At 68.6% G+C, this 13,496-nt stretch carries 18 protein-coding genes; 7 read left to right on the forward strand and 11 right to left on the reverse strand.

Translation table 11 applies throughout. The features are described 5' to 3' along the window. Positions 1-63 precede the first annotated feature (63 nt). Complete coding sequence (locus ON19_RS19670) at positions 64-792, reverse strand: Rv2732c family membrane protein (RefSeq protein ID WP_306307052.1); 729 nt, start codon at positions 790-792, stop codon at positions 64-66. Beyond that, positions 789-2,342 (reverse strand): tRNA (N6-isopentenyl adenosine(37)-C2)-methylthiotransferase MiaB, encoded by a 1,554-nt coding sequence (gene miaB, locus ON19_RS19675; RefSeq protein ID WP_083899487.1) that lies wholly within the window; start codon positions 2,340-2,342, stop codon positions 789-791. The genes ON19_RS19670 and miaB overlap by 4 nt, the downstream gene beginning before the upstream one ends. Before the next feature lie 259 nt (positions 2,343-2,601). On the opposite strand from miaB, the gene ON19_RS19680 reads away from it, so the two are divergent. From ON19_RS19680 to ON19_RS19695, 4 genes are all read left to right on the forward strand, one after another. Further along, positions 2,602-3,330 (forward strand): amino acid ABC transporter ATP-binding protein, encoded by a 729-nt coding sequence (locus ON19_RS19680; protein ID WP_043694864.1) that lies wholly within the window; start codon positions 2,602-2,604, stop codon positions 3,328-3,330. Positions 3,331-3,380: 50 nt separating this feature from the next. Next, positions 3,381-4,217: a glutamate ABC transporter substrate-binding protein gene (locus ON19_RS19685; RefSeq protein WP_043694698.1), complete on the forward strand. Its 837-nt coding sequence runs from the start codon at positions 3,381-3,383 to the stop codon at positions 4,215-4,217. A 98-nt stretch (positions 4,218-4,315) separates the two neighbouring features. Next, positions 4,316-4,996 carry an amino acid ABC transporter permease gene (locus tag ON19_RS19690; RefSeq protein ID WP_043694701.1) on the forward strand — a complete coding sequence of 227 codons (681 nt, stop codon included), beginning with the start codon at positions 4,316-4,318 and terminating at the stop codon, positions 4,994-4,996. Between the two features lie 19 nt (positions 4,997-5,015). Beyond that, positions 5,016-5,918 carry an amino acid ABC transporter permease gene (locus tag ON19_RS19695; protein WP_043694704.1) on the forward strand — a complete coding sequence of 301 codons (903 nt, stop codon included), beginning with the start codon at positions 5,016-5,018 and terminating at the stop codon, positions 5,916-5,918. 25 nt (positions 5,919-5,943) lie between these two features. Here ON19_RS19695 and ON19_RS42005 read toward each other — a convergent pair whose 3' ends face one another. Next, complete coding sequence (locus tag ON19_RS42005) at positions 5,944-6,096, reverse strand: hypothetical protein (protein ID WP_157229759.1); 153 nt, start codon at positions 6,094-6,096, stop codon at positions 5,944-5,946. On the opposite strand from ON19_RS42005, the gene ON19_RS19700 reads away from it, so the two are divergent. Both ON19_RS19700 and ON19_RS42010 read left to right on the forward strand, forming a co-directional pair. Next, positions 6,095-6,301: a hypothetical protein gene (locus tag ON19_RS19700; RefSeq protein WP_157229760.1), complete on the forward strand. Its 207-nt coding sequence runs from the start codon at positions 6,095-6,097 to the stop codon at positions 6,299-6,301. The genes ON19_RS42005 and ON19_RS19700 overlap by 2 nt on opposite strands. A 155-nt stretch (positions 6,302-6,456) precedes the next feature. Next, positions 6,457-6,651, forward strand: coding sequence for a hypothetical protein (locus ON19_RS42010; protein WP_157229761.1), 195 nt, complete (start codon positions 6,457-6,459; stop codon positions 6,649-6,651). 465 nt (positions 6,652-7,116) lie between these two features. Here the strand turns inward: ON19_RS42010 and recX are convergent, their stop codons facing one another. From recX to ON19_RS19730, 6 genes are all read right to left on the reverse strand, one after another. Next, positions 7,117-7,773, reverse strand: coding sequence for a recombination regulator RecX (gene recX / locus ON19_RS19705; RefSeq protein WP_083899488.1), 657 nt, complete (start codon positions 7,771-7,773; stop codon positions 7,117-7,119). 196 nt (positions 7,774-7,969) lie between these two features. Next, complete coding sequence (gene recA, locus ON19_RS19710) at positions 7,970-9,013, reverse strand: recombinase RecA (protein WP_043694706.1); 1,044 nt, start codon at positions 9,011-9,013, stop codon at positions 7,970-7,972. Between the two features lie 169 nt (positions 9,014-9,182). After that, the gene (locus ON19_RS43885) at positions 9,183-9,449 is read right to left on the reverse strand and encodes a hypothetical protein (protein WP_043694709.1); all 267 of its coding nucleotides are present in this window, start codon (positions 9,447-9,449) and stop codon (positions 9,183-9,185) included. A 15-nt stretch (positions 9,450-9,464) separates the two neighbouring features. Continuing rightward, positions 9,465-9,914, reverse strand: coding sequence for a nuclear transport factor 2 family protein (locus tag ON19_RS19720; RefSeq protein WP_043694712.1), 450 nt, complete (start codon positions 9,912-9,914; stop codon positions 9,465-9,467). Positions 9,915-9,948: 34 nt separating this feature from the next. Next, entirely contained in the window at positions 9,949-10,833 is an 885-nt protein-coding gene (locus ON19_RS19725) for a pyridoxamine 5'-phosphate oxidase family protein (RefSeq protein WP_043694715.1), read from the reverse strand. A gap of 32 nt (positions 10,834-10,865) precedes the next feature. Then, positions 10,866-11,327, reverse strand: coding sequence for a VOC family protein (locus tag ON19_RS19730; RefSeq protein WP_043694718.1), 462 nt, complete (start codon positions 11,325-11,327; stop codon positions 10,866-10,868). Positions 11,328-11,482: 155 nt separating this feature from the next. On the opposite strand from ON19_RS19730, the gene ON19_RS19735 reads away from it, so the two are divergent. Continuing rightward, the gene (locus tag ON19_RS19735) at positions 11,483-11,998 is read left to right on the forward strand and encodes a CGNR zinc finger domain-containing protein (protein ID WP_043694872.1); all 516 of its coding nucleotides are present in this window, start codon (positions 11,483-11,485) and stop codon (positions 11,996-11,998) included. 3 nt (positions 11,999-12,001) lie between these two features. Here the strand turns inward: ON19_RS19735 and ON19_RS19740 are convergent, their stop codons facing one another. Continuing rightward, positions 12,002-13,246 carry a phosphotransferase gene (locus tag ON19_RS19740; protein WP_227954676.1) on the reverse strand — a complete coding sequence of 415 codons (1,245 nt, stop codon included), beginning with the start codon at positions 13,244-13,246 and terminating at the stop codon, positions 12,002-12,004. After that, entirely contained in the window at positions 13,243-13,437 is a 195-nt protein-coding gene (locus ON19_RS19745; protein WP_043694720.1) for a DUF3046 domain-containing protein, read from the reverse strand. Before ON19_RS19745 ends, ON19_RS19740 begins: the two co-directional genes overlap by 4 nt. Positions 13,438-13,496: the final 59 nt, after the last annotated feature.

Consider the following 13,496-nt stretch of genomic DNA (forward strand, 5'->3'; position numbering starts at 1 on the left):
ACCGGAGCGACGACTGCGGCCCCTCCCGATCGGGAGGGGCCGCAGTCGTTTCCGAAGATCGGGTCAGGATTCGCCGGTGAGACGACGGCGGTCGCGTTCCTCCGCGGCGGCGGCGGCGTTGCGGCGCTGCTCCTCGGCGGCCAGGTGCAGCGCGGTACGGCTCCACACCACGCGGATCCAGTGGAAGGTGAGCACGATGGTCACGATGGGGCCGAGGATCAGGCCGATGCCGGGGCCCGCGCCGATGTAGTTGCCCACACCGGGAGTCTGGCGGTGCCAGATCGAGAGCACGCCGAACACGCCGGCCACGGCGCTGCCGGCGACGGCGATCCAGGCGAGTACCCAGCGACGGGTCATCAGCGCCAGCGTCGAGAATCCGATGCCGAAGATCACCAGGAACCAGACGAAGACCCGCGAGGGCAGCCCGATGTGCTCGACACGGGCCACGTCGGTATTCAGCAGCACGTCGAAGCCGCGTGCCGCGCCCGCGTGCGGCAGCACCAGCGACACCAGCAGCAGGAAGACCGCGCCCGCCACGACCATGGCGCGGATGCCGGGATCGATCTCGCCGGCGATCCTGCGCTCGACGGCGTCGAGATCGTCGCGGAATTGTTCGAAGTCGTTGGTGCTCTCGACCGAGCTCACTGAATCCTCGTTTCGTTCGTCTCCGCCGGGGCGCGCGGGCTCGTTCCGCGGGGTCGCCGCGGACGCACCGCGCTCATCGTCGCCGGACGCGGGGACGGACCCGTCGGCGCGGGCCGCGTCGCCGTCGTCGTCCGGTCCGGTGGTCATGCGCCGCAGCCGGTCGAGCAGGCCGCGCCCGCCGGTTCGGGGGCCGGCGCGCCGATGCTGGGCAGTCCGAGACCGACGCCGATCGGCGCGGTCTTCGGCGTGACGCCACGCTCGTGGGCGTCACCGGCGCCGGTACGGCGGTGGGTCTTGATCGTGGCGTCGGCGATCAGGTGGTGCGGCGCCGCACCGGTGATGTCGACGGTGACCAGATCGCCGGGACGGATCGGCTCGGCCGTGCCGCCCGGGCGGAAGTGCACCAGCCTGCCGTCGCGGGCGCGGCCGCTCATCCGCGCGGTCGCGGCGTTCTTCTTGCCCGCGCCATCGGCCACCAGCAGCTCCACCTCGGTGCCGACCAGCTCCTTGTTGGCGGCCAGGGAGATCTCCTCCTGCAGCGCGATGAGCCGCTCGTAGCGCTCCTGGACGACGGCCTTGGGCAGCTGACCGGGCATGTCGGCGGCGGGCGTACCGGGCCGCTTGGAGTACTGGAAGGTGTAGGCGCTGGTGAAGCGCGCGCGGCGGACCACCTCCAGCGTCTCCTGGAAGTCCTCCTCGGTCTCGCCGGGGAAGCCCACGATGATGTCGGTGGTGATCGCCGCGTGCGGCATCGCCGCGCGCACCTTGTCGATGATGCCGAGGTAGCGGGCCTGGCGATAGGAACGCCGCATCGCCTTGAGCACCCGGTCCGAACCCGACTGCAGCGGCATGTGCAGCTGCGGGCAGATGTTCGGAGTCTCGGCCATGGCCTCGATCACGTCGTCGGTGAACTCCGCCGGGTGCGGGGAGGTGAAACGGACCCGCTCCAAGCCGTCGATGTGCCCGCACGCGCGCAGCAACTTGGCGAACGCGCCGCGGTCGCGCGGCTCGCTCGGGTCGGCGAACGACGCGCCGTAGGAGTTCACGTTCTGACCGAGCAGCGTCACTTCGAGCACGCCCTGGTCCACCAGCGCCTGCACCTCGGCGAGCACGTCACCGGGGCGGCGGTCGACCTCCTTGCCGCGCAGGGCGGGCACGATGCAGAAGGTGCAGGTGTTGTTGCAGCCGACCGAGATGGAAACCCAGCCCGCGTACGCCGATTCGCGCTTGGCGGGCAGCGTGGAGGGGAACGCCTCCAGCGACTCCAGGATCTCCACCTGGGCTTCCCGGTTGTGCCGCGCCCGCTCCAGCAGCACCGGCAGCGACCCGATGTTGTGCGTGCCGAAGACCACGTCCACCCACGGCGCCTTGCGCACCACGACGTCGCGGTCCTTCTGCGCCAGGCAGCCGCCGACGGCGATCTGCATGCCCGGATGGCCCGCCTTGATCGGCGCCAGGTGACCGAGCGTGCCGTAGAGCTTGTTGTCGGCGTTCTCGCGCACCGCACAGGTATTGAAGACGACGAGGTCGGCCGTCGCGCCCGGCGCGGCCTTCACGTAGCCCGCGTCCTCCAGCAAGCCCGACAAGCGTTCGGAATCGTGCACGTTCATCTGGCAACCGAAGGTGCGGACCTCGTAACTGCGTGCTGTGCCCTCGGCGGGCGCGGGAGCCAACACTGCCTGTCCGATCGAATCCACCCATCCAGGGTACGGGGCGGCCTCCGGCGGCTTTCGCGGGCATCGGCGCAGGCTCCGGGCGGTCTCACGGCCGACGCGGAGGGACCGCGAGGTTACGCGCACATGTCTAATCGGCGCGGCGAGACGGTGTGTCGCGGAAAGTCGGGCAAATTTCCGATTTTTGCCTAAGGTCATGTCCATGACCGACGACGCCGCCGCTCCCGGCACCACCGGGGACGCCTCTGCCGGGGACGTCAGCGCCGCCACCAGCGCGCCGCCGATGATCTTGATGCGCAATGTGGACAAGCACTTCGGCGACCTGCATGTACTCAAGGACATCACCCTGGAGGTCCCCAAGGGACAGGTCGTGATCGTTCTGGGCCCCTCGGGCTCCGGTAAGTCGACGCTGTGCCGCACCATCAACCGCCTGGAGCCGATCGACTCCGGCGACATCGCCATCGACGGTGTCCCGCTGCCCGCCGAGGGGCGGGCACTGGCCGCACTGCGCGCCGACGTCGGCATGGTGTTCCAGTCGTTCAACCTGTTCGCGCACAAGACGATCCTGGAGAACGTCATGCTCGCGCCGGTCAAGGTACGCAAGGTCAAGAAGGACGATGCCCGGGCCCGCGCGATGCAACTGCTCGACCGGGTCGGCATCGCCGATCAGGCCGACAAGTACCCGGCGCAGCTGTCGGGCGGACAGCAGCAGCGCGTCGCCATCGCACGCGCGCTGGCGATGAGCCCGAAGGTGATGCTGTTCGACGAGCCGACCTCCGCGCTGGACCCGGAGATGGTCAACGAAGTGCTCGAGGTGATGGTGTCGCTGGCCAAGGAGGGGATGACGATGCTGGTCGTCACCCACGAGATGGGCTTCGCGCGCCGCGCCGGGAACCGTGTGCTGTTCATGGCCGACGGCCAGGTGGTGGAGGACGCGGCGCCGGACGCCTTCTTCACCGCCCCGAAGTCCGAACGCGCCAAGGACTTCCTGGGCAAGATTTTGAGCCACTGACCTGCCGGACACAGCGGCCAGCACACCCACGGATAGGGAGAAGGAACTCGATGAGGATCAATCGTGCTCTGCGCATCGGTGTCGGGGCGATCGCCCTGACACTCGCCGCCGCGACCGCCACCGCGTGTGGCGGCGGCGACGACAAATCCGCCTTGGACCACGCCAAGGACGGCAAGCTCACCGTCGGCATCAAGTTCGACCAGCCGGGTCTGGGCCTGCGGAACAAGGACGGGTCCTACAGCGGATTCGATGTCGAGGTGGCCAAGTACGTCGCCGGGAAGCTGGGTGTGCAGCCCGACCAGATCACGTTCAAGGAGGCGCCGTCGCCGCAGCGTGAAACGCTGATCGAGAACGGGCAGGTCGACTACATCGTCGCCACCTACTCGATCAACGACAAGCGCAAGGAGAAGATCGACTTCGCCGGGCCGTACTACGTCGCAGGACAGTCGCTGCTGGTGCGCGCCGACAACACCGACATCAACGGCCCGGACAATTTGAAGGGCAAGAAGGTCTGCTCGGTGAAGGGCTCCACCCCGGCCCAGAACATCGAGAAGAACTTCCCCGACACCCAGTTGCAGACCAACGACACCTACTCGCTCTGCCTCGAGGGCCTGCGCGCCGGATCCTGGGACGCGGTGACCACCGACGACATCATCCTGGCCGGTTACGCCGCGCAGAGCAGCGGCGCGTTCAAGGTGGTCGGCAAGCCGTTCACCACGGAGAACTACGGCATCGGGTCGAAGAAGGGCGACAAGGAGCTGCGGGACAAGATCAACGACGCCATCGAGGCGATGATCGCCGACGGTTCCTGGAAGAAGGCGTTCGATTCGACCGTCGGTGCCTCCGGCTACCAGGCCCCGCAGCCGCCGACCGTCAACCGGTACTGACGTCCCGCATCCCGGGCGGTGGCCCGGTCCCGACCCGGACCGGGCCACCCCCGCACTTCCCCTGACCATCGAGACCCGATCGGAGGGACGCGCCCGCCGTGTTCGACCTGATCTCGAGGTACGACAGCCAAATCCTCGAAGCTTTCTGGGTGACCATCCAACTGTCCGTGCTGTCCGCGGTCGGCGCGCTGATCCTGGGCACCGTCGTCGCCGGGCTGCGCGTGTCTCCGGTGCCGGTCGCCCGCTGGGTCGGCACCGCCTACGTCACCATCTTCCGTAACACTCCGCTCACGCTGATCATCGTGTTCATGTCGCTCGGCCTCTACACCACAATGGGCTGGCGCCTCGCAGGTGAGGGGCCGGACTCCCTGGCACAGAACAACTTTCGCTTCGCGGTCATCGGCCTGAGCATCTACACCGCCGCCTTCGTCTGCGAGTCGCTGCGCGCGGGCATCAACACGGTGCCGATGGGCCAGTCCGAGGCGGGGCGCTCGCTCGGCTTCGGATTCCTGCAGAACCTGCGGCTGATCGTGCTGCCGCAGGCCTTCCGCTCGGTCATCGCCCCGCTGGGCAGCGTGCTGATCGCGCTGACCAAGAACTCCACCATCGCCTCGGCCATCGGCGTCGCCGAGGCGGCGACCCTGATGGCGGAGATGACCGAGACCGAAGCCGCGGTCCTGGCGATCGGCGCCATCTTCGCGCTCGGCTTCGTGATCCTGACCCTGCCGACCGGCCTGTTCTTCGGCTGGCTGGCCAAGAAGTACGAGGTGGCTCGATGAGCGTCAGTGAGGCGCAGGTATGAGCGCGGGCGCTTCGGTCCTGTTCGACGCGCCGGGCCCGAAGGCGAAGCTGCGCAACAACATCTACTCGGTCCTGGTCCTGCTCGTGGTGGTCGCGGCAGGCTGGGCGCTCTACCGCGGTTTCGCGGAGAAGGGCCAGTTCACCGCGGAGAAGTGGAAGCCGTTCCTGGAGGCGGAGGTCTGGTCGACCTATCTGCTGCCCGGTCTGCGCGGAACGATCGTCGCCGCGCTGCTGTCCATCGTGTTCGCGCTGATTCTCGGCATGATCTTCGGAATCCTGCGGCTGTCCGACCATCGCATCGTGCGCTGGGTCGCGGGGGCGATCGTCGAGCTGGCGCGCGCCATCCCGGTGCTGATCCTGATGATCTTCCTGTTCGCGGTGTACTCGGACTACGACCTGTTCAAGTCCGACGATCTCGCGCTCGCGGCGGTCGTCACCGCACTGACCATCTACAACGGCTCGGTGATCGCGGAAATCGTCCGTGCGGGCATTCGCTCGCTGCCGAAAGGGCAGACCGAGGCGGCCGTCGCGCTCGGCATGCGCAAGAACCAGCTGATGCGATTGATCCTCCTGCCACAGGCGATCACAGCGATGCTGCCCGCGCTGATCTCGCAGATGGTCGTCGCGCTGAAGGACTCGGCCCTGGGCTACCAGATCACCTATGTCGAGATCGTGCGTTCGGGACAGCAGCTCGGCGCGGCCGAACAGAACACGATCCCGGCGCTGATCATCATCGCGATCATCATGATCGCCCTCAACAGCGCGTTGACGCTGGTGGCGACCAGGCTGGAGCGGCGGCTGCGGGCGCGCAAGCGCGGCAAAGGCGGCGGCGCCGTCGTCGCCGCGGACTCGATCATCACCGACGCGGCACCCGGTGTCGACATCGGCACGAAGCCGTGACCATCAGCGAGCGTGAGTTCGAGGACTATGTGGCCGGGGCGGGTGACCCCGCCGTGGCGTTGCGAACCTGCACGAGGTGATCCCGCTCCAGCGCACCCAGCTTCGAGCCGGTGTTCACGCAGGGCATGGGTGCGGCAATGCTGAGGTACGGGATGATGCCGTACCGCTCCAAGAGCATGAAAGAAACGGGCGAATGGCCCGTCGTCGCAGGACAGTACGTTGCCGAGCGGTACGCCGACCGGCTCGGCAGCGTCAACTGCGGTAAGTCCTGTATCCGGTTCAAGCGGCTGGAGGATCTGAACTCGGCGACGCTGCGCGAGATACTCCGGGGATTGGAGCGCCGCATGCTCGCCGGGGAGAAGCTCTACGGCGAACCGGCCTGATTCGGCAGCACGTGTTGTGCTCGAGCTGAGCGCAACACTCGTGCCCTCGGTGGTGTCCCGCCAATCTCGTAGGCGTACGCCGATCCCCGGTAGCCGACCGGTGGGGCGGTCGTCAGTGCTTCGTGCCTACGGGAGTCGATGATCGATGATCAACCGTGCCCCGACCACCTCGTCTACGAGTCCGGCTCTACCACAGCGCCTTTCGCCGACGGGGAACCGGAGGTGCACCACCTGCCGCGCGGTCGCTGGGCCGCACGCACCAGGTGGACGAGGTCCGGCTCGCCTACCGGTTGCACGAGGCCGAGCGGACCGTTCCCCTGCCGGTGCCCGAGCGGCTGCACGACACCTGAGAAGTCCTCGACACAGGAGCAGGAAATGACCACATCCACGACCTCGGGTCCGCTCTCCGACACAGGAGAGGTGTAGACCGACAATGCCGCACCCGAGACCCGCGCAGCGTTGCACTTCCGCAGCGGCGGTACGAAGGGTACAGATCTCGACCACTGCGGGCCGGGCGCCGATCGGCTGTCCGAGCAGCGATAACCAGGAAACCGACCGGAAACGCCGCTGCCGCCCGCGATTCCGCTGACCACGGCGGCCGTTCCGGCCGCGCCCGGAGCAGGTAGCCGCACCGGGCATCCGTATCCCGCATATCCGACCGGCGTGTGACGCAGTTGTGAGCGGGATGCGGCTTCGCGCGTCCGGACCCGATCGCCGGCAACCCCCACGTTCGATCTGTTCGACTGCCGCCGACAGCGTCTCGAGCAGGTGCAGTATGGCGCAGCTGTTGCCGGGAGCCACCTAGGCCACGGAACTCAGTCGATGGGCTCGTCGAGGGCGCCCTCGACCCCCTGATCGGCCAATTCGGCTTTGACCACGCGATAGGCCGTGGCCTGGCTGTAGCCCCGGCGGGCGAGCATGCCGACGAGGCGACGAATCGCCTTCTCCCGATCCAGGTCTCGCGGCAGCGAGCGCAGTTTGCGGCGGACCAGCTCGCCGGCGCGCTCCTCCTCGTCGTCGGCGGTGATCGCGTCGAGGGCCGACGCGGCATCCGACTGCGTGACGCCCTTGCGCCGCAGCTCCTGCGCGAGCGCCTGTTTGCCTTTGCCGGAGAAAGTGTGGCGGGAGTGCACCCATTGCTCGGCGAAGGCGGCATCATCGATGAGGCCCACGTCGGCGAGACGTTCGAGCGCTCGTTCGCTCACCTCGGCCGAGTACCCTTTGGCCGCGAGACGCTGGGCCAGCTCGGCACGACTGCGGGCGCGGACGGCGAGCAAGCGCAGGCATGCCTCTTTCGCCTGCTCGACCGTCCCGCCTTCGGATCCGGCCGCCACCGGACCCGCCGACCGGCCTTCGGGCCGACCGGAGTCGGTCGAGGACGAGCCGCTGTGCCCCCGCGCGTCGCGACGGCCGCGACGGGCCCCGGCCGGACGCGCCCGCTGCGGATCGGACGCGTCCGGCCGAGTTCCCATGGTGTCCGGTGCAACCGAATCACCTTCGGCTCTCCGGACGAGCTCGGATTCCTGTCCGCGGGGCCGGATGGCAGCCGGCGAACCCGAGGCGGACAAAAGTTCTTCCAGCCGACGCCGCATATCCCGCACCGCGTCGGACTCCGGCCGCCCGGGAGCGGCCGGACCTGTCCCGGGCGAGCGCCGACCGTTCCTCGGCTCAGAAATCGGCGGGCACCTCCGCGGCCGCATCGGCCGTCACGTCGGCGCCGATGCCGAGCTTCTCCTTGATCTTCTTCTCGATCTCGTCGCGGACGTCGATGTTCTCCAGCAGGAACTTGCGGGCGTTCTCCTTGCCCTGGCCGAGCTGATCGCCCTCGTAGGTGTACCAGGAGCCGGACTTGCGGATGAAGCCGTGCTCGACGCCCATGTCGATGAGCGAGCCCTCCTTGGAGATGCCGTGTCCGTAGAGGATGTCGAACTCGGCCTGCTTGAACGGCGGGGAGACCTTGTTCTTCACGACCTTCACGCGGGTGCGGTTGCCCACCGCGTCGCTGCCGTCCTTGAGCGTCTCGATGCGGCGCACGTCCAGGCGCACCGACGCGTAGAACTTCAGCGCCTTACCGCCGGTGGTGGTCTCCGGCGAGCCGAACATCACGCCGATCTTCTCGCGCAGCTGGTTGATGAAGATCGCGGTGGTGCCGGAGTTATTCAGCGCGCTGGTCATCTTGCGCAGCGCCTGGCTCATCAGGCGGGCCTGCAGACCGACGTGGCTGTCGCCCATCTCGCCCTCGATCTCGGCGCGCGGCACCAGCGCGGCCACCGAGTCGATGACGATGATGTCGATGGCGCCGGAGCGCACCAGCATGTCGGCGATCTCCAGCGCCTGCTCACCGGTGTCGGGCTGGGAGACGAGCAGGGCGTCGGTGTCGACGCCCAGCTTGCGGGCGTAGTCCGGGTCGAGCGCGTGCTCGGCGTCGATGAACGCCGCCACGCCGCCCGCGGCCTGCGCGTTGGCCACCGCGTGCAGCGCGACGGTGGTCTTACCCGAGGATTCCGGACCGTAGATCTCGACGACGCGGCCGCGCGGCAGGCCGCCGATGCCCAACGCCACGTCGAGCGCGATCGAGCCGGTGGGGATCACCGAGATGGGCTGGCGCGCCTCCTCGCCCAGGCGCATGACGGCGCCCTTGCCGAAGCTCTTCTCCACCTGGGCCAGCGCGAGCTCGAGCGCCTTGTCCCGGTCGTACGCCTGTGGTGCCATGTCCTGATCCCCTTTTCGACGGGTGAGTCTCGTTCTGTGGTTGGCGCCTACAGTAGAGCCCGGCACCGACAAGTTCTGGCGACCAGACTAGACGAACAAATGTTCGAGTCAAGTGACGCGCCCGGCGGAACGCGCACCGCATCCGCGGTCCCCGGCAACCGCCGCGCGATCAGCGCACCAGCGTGATCCTGTCGGCGTCCAGCATCGTCTGCGCCTGTTCGAGCACGCGCGGAGACGGCGTCACCTCGAGGCCGGTGATCCCGTCCAGCGCGCCGAGCCGCTCGGTCACGTACCGGTAGAGGTCCGCGGTGTCACGGCAGATGATCGAAGCGAACCTCGGAAGCCGAGCGGCACGCCGTCGCCGCCTGACCGCGATCCGGCACAACGGGACGGCGGCGCCCGGCCGGGGCGCCGCCGCTGCCGCGCTCGCGGTCACCAGGCTGTTCGCGCCCTACCGCTGGGGCAGCACCGACTCGTCGCCCGGATCTCGCGGCCCGAAGATGCGCCGCTGGGATTCCTCGATCCGGACATCGTTGATGCTGGCCTCGCGCCGGGACATCAGTCCGTCCGACGCGAACTCCCACTGCTCGTTGCCGTAGCTGCGGAACCACCGGCCGGACTCGTCGTGCCATTCGTACTGGAAGCGCACGGCGATGCGGTTGCCGTCGAAGGCCCACAGATCCTTGCGCAGCGCGTAACCGTTCTCGATGGACCACTTCCTGGTGAGGAACTCGACGATGGCGTCGCGGCCGGCGAAGAACTCGTCACGATTGCGCCACACCGAATCTTCGGTGTAGGCGGCCGCGACCCGCTCCGGATCGCGGGTGTTCCAGGCGTTCTCGGCGGCTCGCACTTTGACCTGCGCGGATTCCGCGTCGAACGGGGGTAACGGAGGCCGCATGGGACGGCTCCTTTCTCAGAGGGTTCAGGGGGGTTCAGGGATTGACGGGTGAAAGCTCGGCGGGCCCCCACCGCAGTGCTCCCCCGGGCCGCTCGACGACCTCTTCGACGGTGAAATCGAGAGAGCATTGCGCACCGGCGGCGAAGGTCCCGGGTTCCCAGACCAATTCGGCGGTGCCGGTGAGCTGCAAGGTCGCTCCGGTGGCCCAATCGGGGATCAGGATTCCGCAGCGCGGGTTGACCTCGATGTTGCCGAGCGTCATGAACATCGAATTGCCCCGGTAGTCCGGCCAGCGCAGCCGCGTGGGCGAAACCACTTGCAGGAACCCGGGATTCCCCCCGCGGTGCGAGGCGTCAGCGTTGCCGACTCCGTCCGCGGTCGCGACGAAGAACGTGTCGGCGGCCGTGATGGCGGCTTGCTGATCCGCGTCGAGTTCGACGCCGCGGCGTACGGCTGCCGACGAGGCGGCGGGCGCGTAGCTCTCGATATCCCGCCGGGAGATGTACTTGGGGCAGTTCGAGTACACCTGATCGGTGACGATGCGCAGGCCGGTGCCCTCCGGCGCCGATTTCCCGTTGACCCGCATCCGCCTGCGCCGCTGCGGTTGGAGGGCGATCATGCCGATGCGGGAGCGGTGGGTCAGCGCTTCGTGCAGCGGATCGGCGACCGCTGGCCGGGCATCGACCGTGATCGTCCGGTCGTCGACCGCCTGCACGAATCCCGGCCGCCCGACCAGTTCACTCGCCCACAGCCTGCCCGCCGCGTCGGCGGCGGCGAGCACCACCATCCGCTGTTCGGCCAGGAAGCCGGCGGCCACCGACGGGATATCGGGGCGGATCATGCGGCCGACCCGCTCGGCGATCTCCGCTTGGCCCATTTGGCGCTGGACGGCGACCTCCCCGTCGTGAAACGGTCCCATCACGATCCTCCCTTCCCTATGCGACCGACCGATCAGAAGAAACCGCAGGTCGGGGCCGCGCCGCTGGGCGCGGGAGCGGCTTCGGCGCCGCTGGGCGCGTAGACCTCGAGCCGAATGCCATCGGGATCGGTGAAGAAGATCCCGCCGGAAGCGACACCCTCGCCGTGCGCCACCACTCCGTCGTGGGCGAAGGCCACCGAGAGCTCACGCAGCACCCGCTCCACGGCGCGCACCTGGTCGATGCTGTCGACCTGGAACGAGAGGTGATGCAGGCCGGGCGTCTCGGTGGAGAACGTGCCGTCGCTCTGCTCCCACAGTGTGACGACCAGCTTGCCGTCGGCACCGAGGAACGCCCAGCGGCGCTGGGCGTCGGTGCTCGCGGCGAGCTGTTCGAAACCGAGAGCCCGGCGATAGAACTCCACCGAACGATCCAGATCGGAGACGTTCAGGCCGATGTGCCCGGTGGCGAGCTGAGGTGCGGCAACGGCGGTCATGGTGTTCCTCCTCGGAATGGTTAACCGTCTATTACGATTTAACTAGTTAGAACATACTGAGCAGCGAACAGCGCTGTCAACCACTGAAACTGATTTAACTAGTTAGAGTGGAGGTGGCCGCCGTGGACGACGACGCGCACTCGATACCCTCGGGCATGCCCGATCCACGCCCCCACCTCGGTGAACCGCTGGCGCTCGATCTGCTGAACACGCGATGGATCGAGCACGGACCCCGAGATCTGCTCACCGATGTCGCCGGCCTGCGCACCTGGTTGACCTCGGCGGGCCTCGCCGATCGCGCGAGCGCCGACGAGGCGACCTTGAACGCGGTCCTGGCGGCCCGGACGGCCATCTACGACGTGGTCGTGCACGCCTCCCACGAGGGACTCGACGACGTGCTGGAACACGGCCGCATCCGCCGCGCGCTCACCGCGTCCGGACCCGCCGATCTAGTGGAGGTGCCCCAGCGGCCCTGGCTGCCCGCCTGGCTGGCCGCCGACAACCTGCTGGAGCTGTTGCGCACCGCACCCGACCGGATCCGGCAGTGCGCGCACCCGGAGTGCGTGCTGTTCTTCTACGACACCTCGAAGAACGGAACCCGCCGCTGGCACTCCATGGCCACCTGCGGCAACCGCACCAAAGCGGCGCGGCATTACGCGCGAAAGGCTTGAGGCTCAGAACAATTCGTCGAGCAGCCGGTAGTACGCCAAGCGGCTTTCGTCCGGCTCGGTCAGCCCGTAGGCCGTGTAGAAGGCCGTCACCTCCGCTTCCCCGAAGTCCTCGCGCAGGTCACGCACGGCCGGCGCCAGATCGCGATAGCGGTCGGCCACGCCGAGCGCGCCGACATCGAGGAGGATCTCGTTCTCCAGCACGTTCGGCGGAGTGAAATCGCCGTGCGCCACCACCAGATCCTCCTGGGCCGGGCGCTGCGCGAGCAACCGGGCGAGGACCTCCGCCGGGGTGGAGCCGGAGTTGTCGTCGTCGAAGTCGTCCGCGTCCACGAGGCCTTCCACCACGTGGCGACGCGCCTGTGCCAGCACGATGTCGAGACGTCCGTCGAAGGGGCACTCGCGGACCGGAATGCTGTGCAGCCGCCGCAAGACCGCGCCCATGACGGCGCCGATGGAGTCGGAATACGCGCGCTCGGAGCCGGATCGCGCGGCCAGACTGGGGGCGCCCGCGTCCGCGAGCACCAGCACGTCGTCTTCGAAAGCCGCGACCTCCGGCAGCGCGATCCCTCTGCCGCGCAACCAGGTCAGCCGCTCGTACTCGGCGACTGCCTTCGGTCCGCGTTTGAGCCAGTAGGCCCCGTCGACGAACGCCACCCCGCCACTCTTGCCCTCGTGCTCGTCCGACCAGCTCGGCGACTCGCCGAGCAGCGCGGCGACGGTGGGCGGCAACGGGATCGGCAGCTCGCCCAACGTGTCCAGGGCGGCGCGGGTGGACTCGATCTCCTCGGGATCGCCGTCCGTGACGCGTAGCCGCATCGCCTCGGTCAGCAGCGCGTGCGCCTCGGTCAGCTGATTTCGCTCGGCGAGCGCCTTGCCCAGGTGCTGCACGGCGAAGGAGAGCACCTCCGGATCGGCCGCGCGCGCGTGTTCCACCGCCCGCCGGTAGAGCGTTTCGGCGGTGCCCGCGTCGCCGCGATAACGGTAGACGTCGCCCAGGTTGATCCACACGCTGATCCTGCGCCGCTCGGTGTCCACCAGCTCGAGCGCGCGATCGAGGTGATCCAGCGCCTCGTCGTAGCGACCGAGCAGCATCAGCTCGATGCCGGTCTGCCGGTAGCCGGCGAAATCGTCGGGGCGGGCCTGCGCCACGCGGGCGGCCAGGCGCTGCGGGTCGTGCGGAATCATTCGCTGCCGCTCGTCGAACCGGTACAGCGGCTCGTCCCGATCCACCTGCCCGGGGGCGTTCACCAGCGCGCCCTGGGGACGTCGAACTCGGCACACAGTGCGCGCCAGACATCGCGGGGATCCATCCCGGCTTCGATGGCGTCGGCTCCGGTCCGCCCGCCCAGCCCGAGGATCACGTGGTCGGCCAGCAGGGCGTCGCCCCGGGCCACACCGAACTCGGTGTGCAACAGTTCCTGAAACTCGGTCAACCGCACCGTCCCGAACTTACTCCCCTCCCGCGCGTCCCCTGGTCAGTGCCACACCCGGCACGCGC

Origin of the sequence: Nocardia abscessus NBRC 100374, assembly GCF_000308455.1 — a bacterium.
GTDB classification, from domain to species: domain Bacteria; phylum Actinomycetota; class Actinomycetes; order Mycobacteriales; family Mycobacteriaceae; genus Nocardia; species Nocardia abscessus.

Excerpts from the sequence above, each read along its gene's own strand:
- ON19_RS19700 (WP_157229760.1), top strand. The coding sequence starts at position 6,095 with ATGAAAGAAACGGGCGAATGGCCCGTCGTCGCAGGACAGTACGTTGCC.
- recX (WP_083899488.1), bottom strand. The coding sequence starts at position 7,773 with ATGGGAACTCGGCCGGACGCGTCCGATCCGCAGCGGGCGCGTCCGGCC.
- ON19_RS19720 (WP_043694712.1), bottom strand. The coding sequence starts at position 9,914 with ATGCGGCCTCCGTTACCCCCGTTCGACGCGGAATCCGCGCAGGTCAAA.
- ON19_RS19725 (WP_043694715.1), bottom strand. The coding sequence starts at position 10,833 with ATGGGACCGTTTCACGACGGGGAGGTCGCCGTCCAGCGCCAAATGGGC.
- ON19_RS19730 (WP_043694718.1), bottom strand. The coding sequence starts at position 11,327 with ATGACCGCCGTTGCCGCACCTCAGCTCGCCACCGGGCACATCGGCCTG.
- ON19_RS19695 (WP_043694704.1), top strand. The coding sequence starts at position 5,016 with ATGAGCGCGGGCGCTTCGGTCCTGTTCGACGCGCCGGGCCCGAAGGCG.
- ON19_RS42005 (WP_157229759.1), bottom strand. The coding sequence starts at position 6,096 with ATGCTCTTGGAGCGGTACGGCATCATCCCGTACCTCAGCATTGCCGCA.
- ON19_RS19735 (WP_043694872.1), top strand. The coding sequence starts at position 11,483 with ATGCCCGATCCACGCCCCCACCTCGGTGAACCGCTGGCGCTCGATCTG.
- recA (WP_043694706.1), bottom strand. The coding sequence starts at position 9,013 with ATGGCACCACAGGCGTACGACCGGGACAAGGCGCTCGAGCTCGCGCTG.
- ON19_RS19670 (WP_306307052.1), bottom strand. The coding sequence starts at position 792 with ATGACCACCGGACCGGACGACGACGGCGACGCGGCCCGCGCCGACGGG.
- ON19_RS19685 (WP_043694698.1), top strand. The coding sequence starts at position 3,381 with ATGAGGATCAATCGTGCTCTGCGCATCGGTGTCGGGGCGATCGCCCTG.
- ON19_RS19680 (WP_043694864.1), top strand. The coding sequence starts at position 2,602 with ATGATCTTGATGCGCAATGTGGACAAGCACTTCGGCGACCTGCATGTA.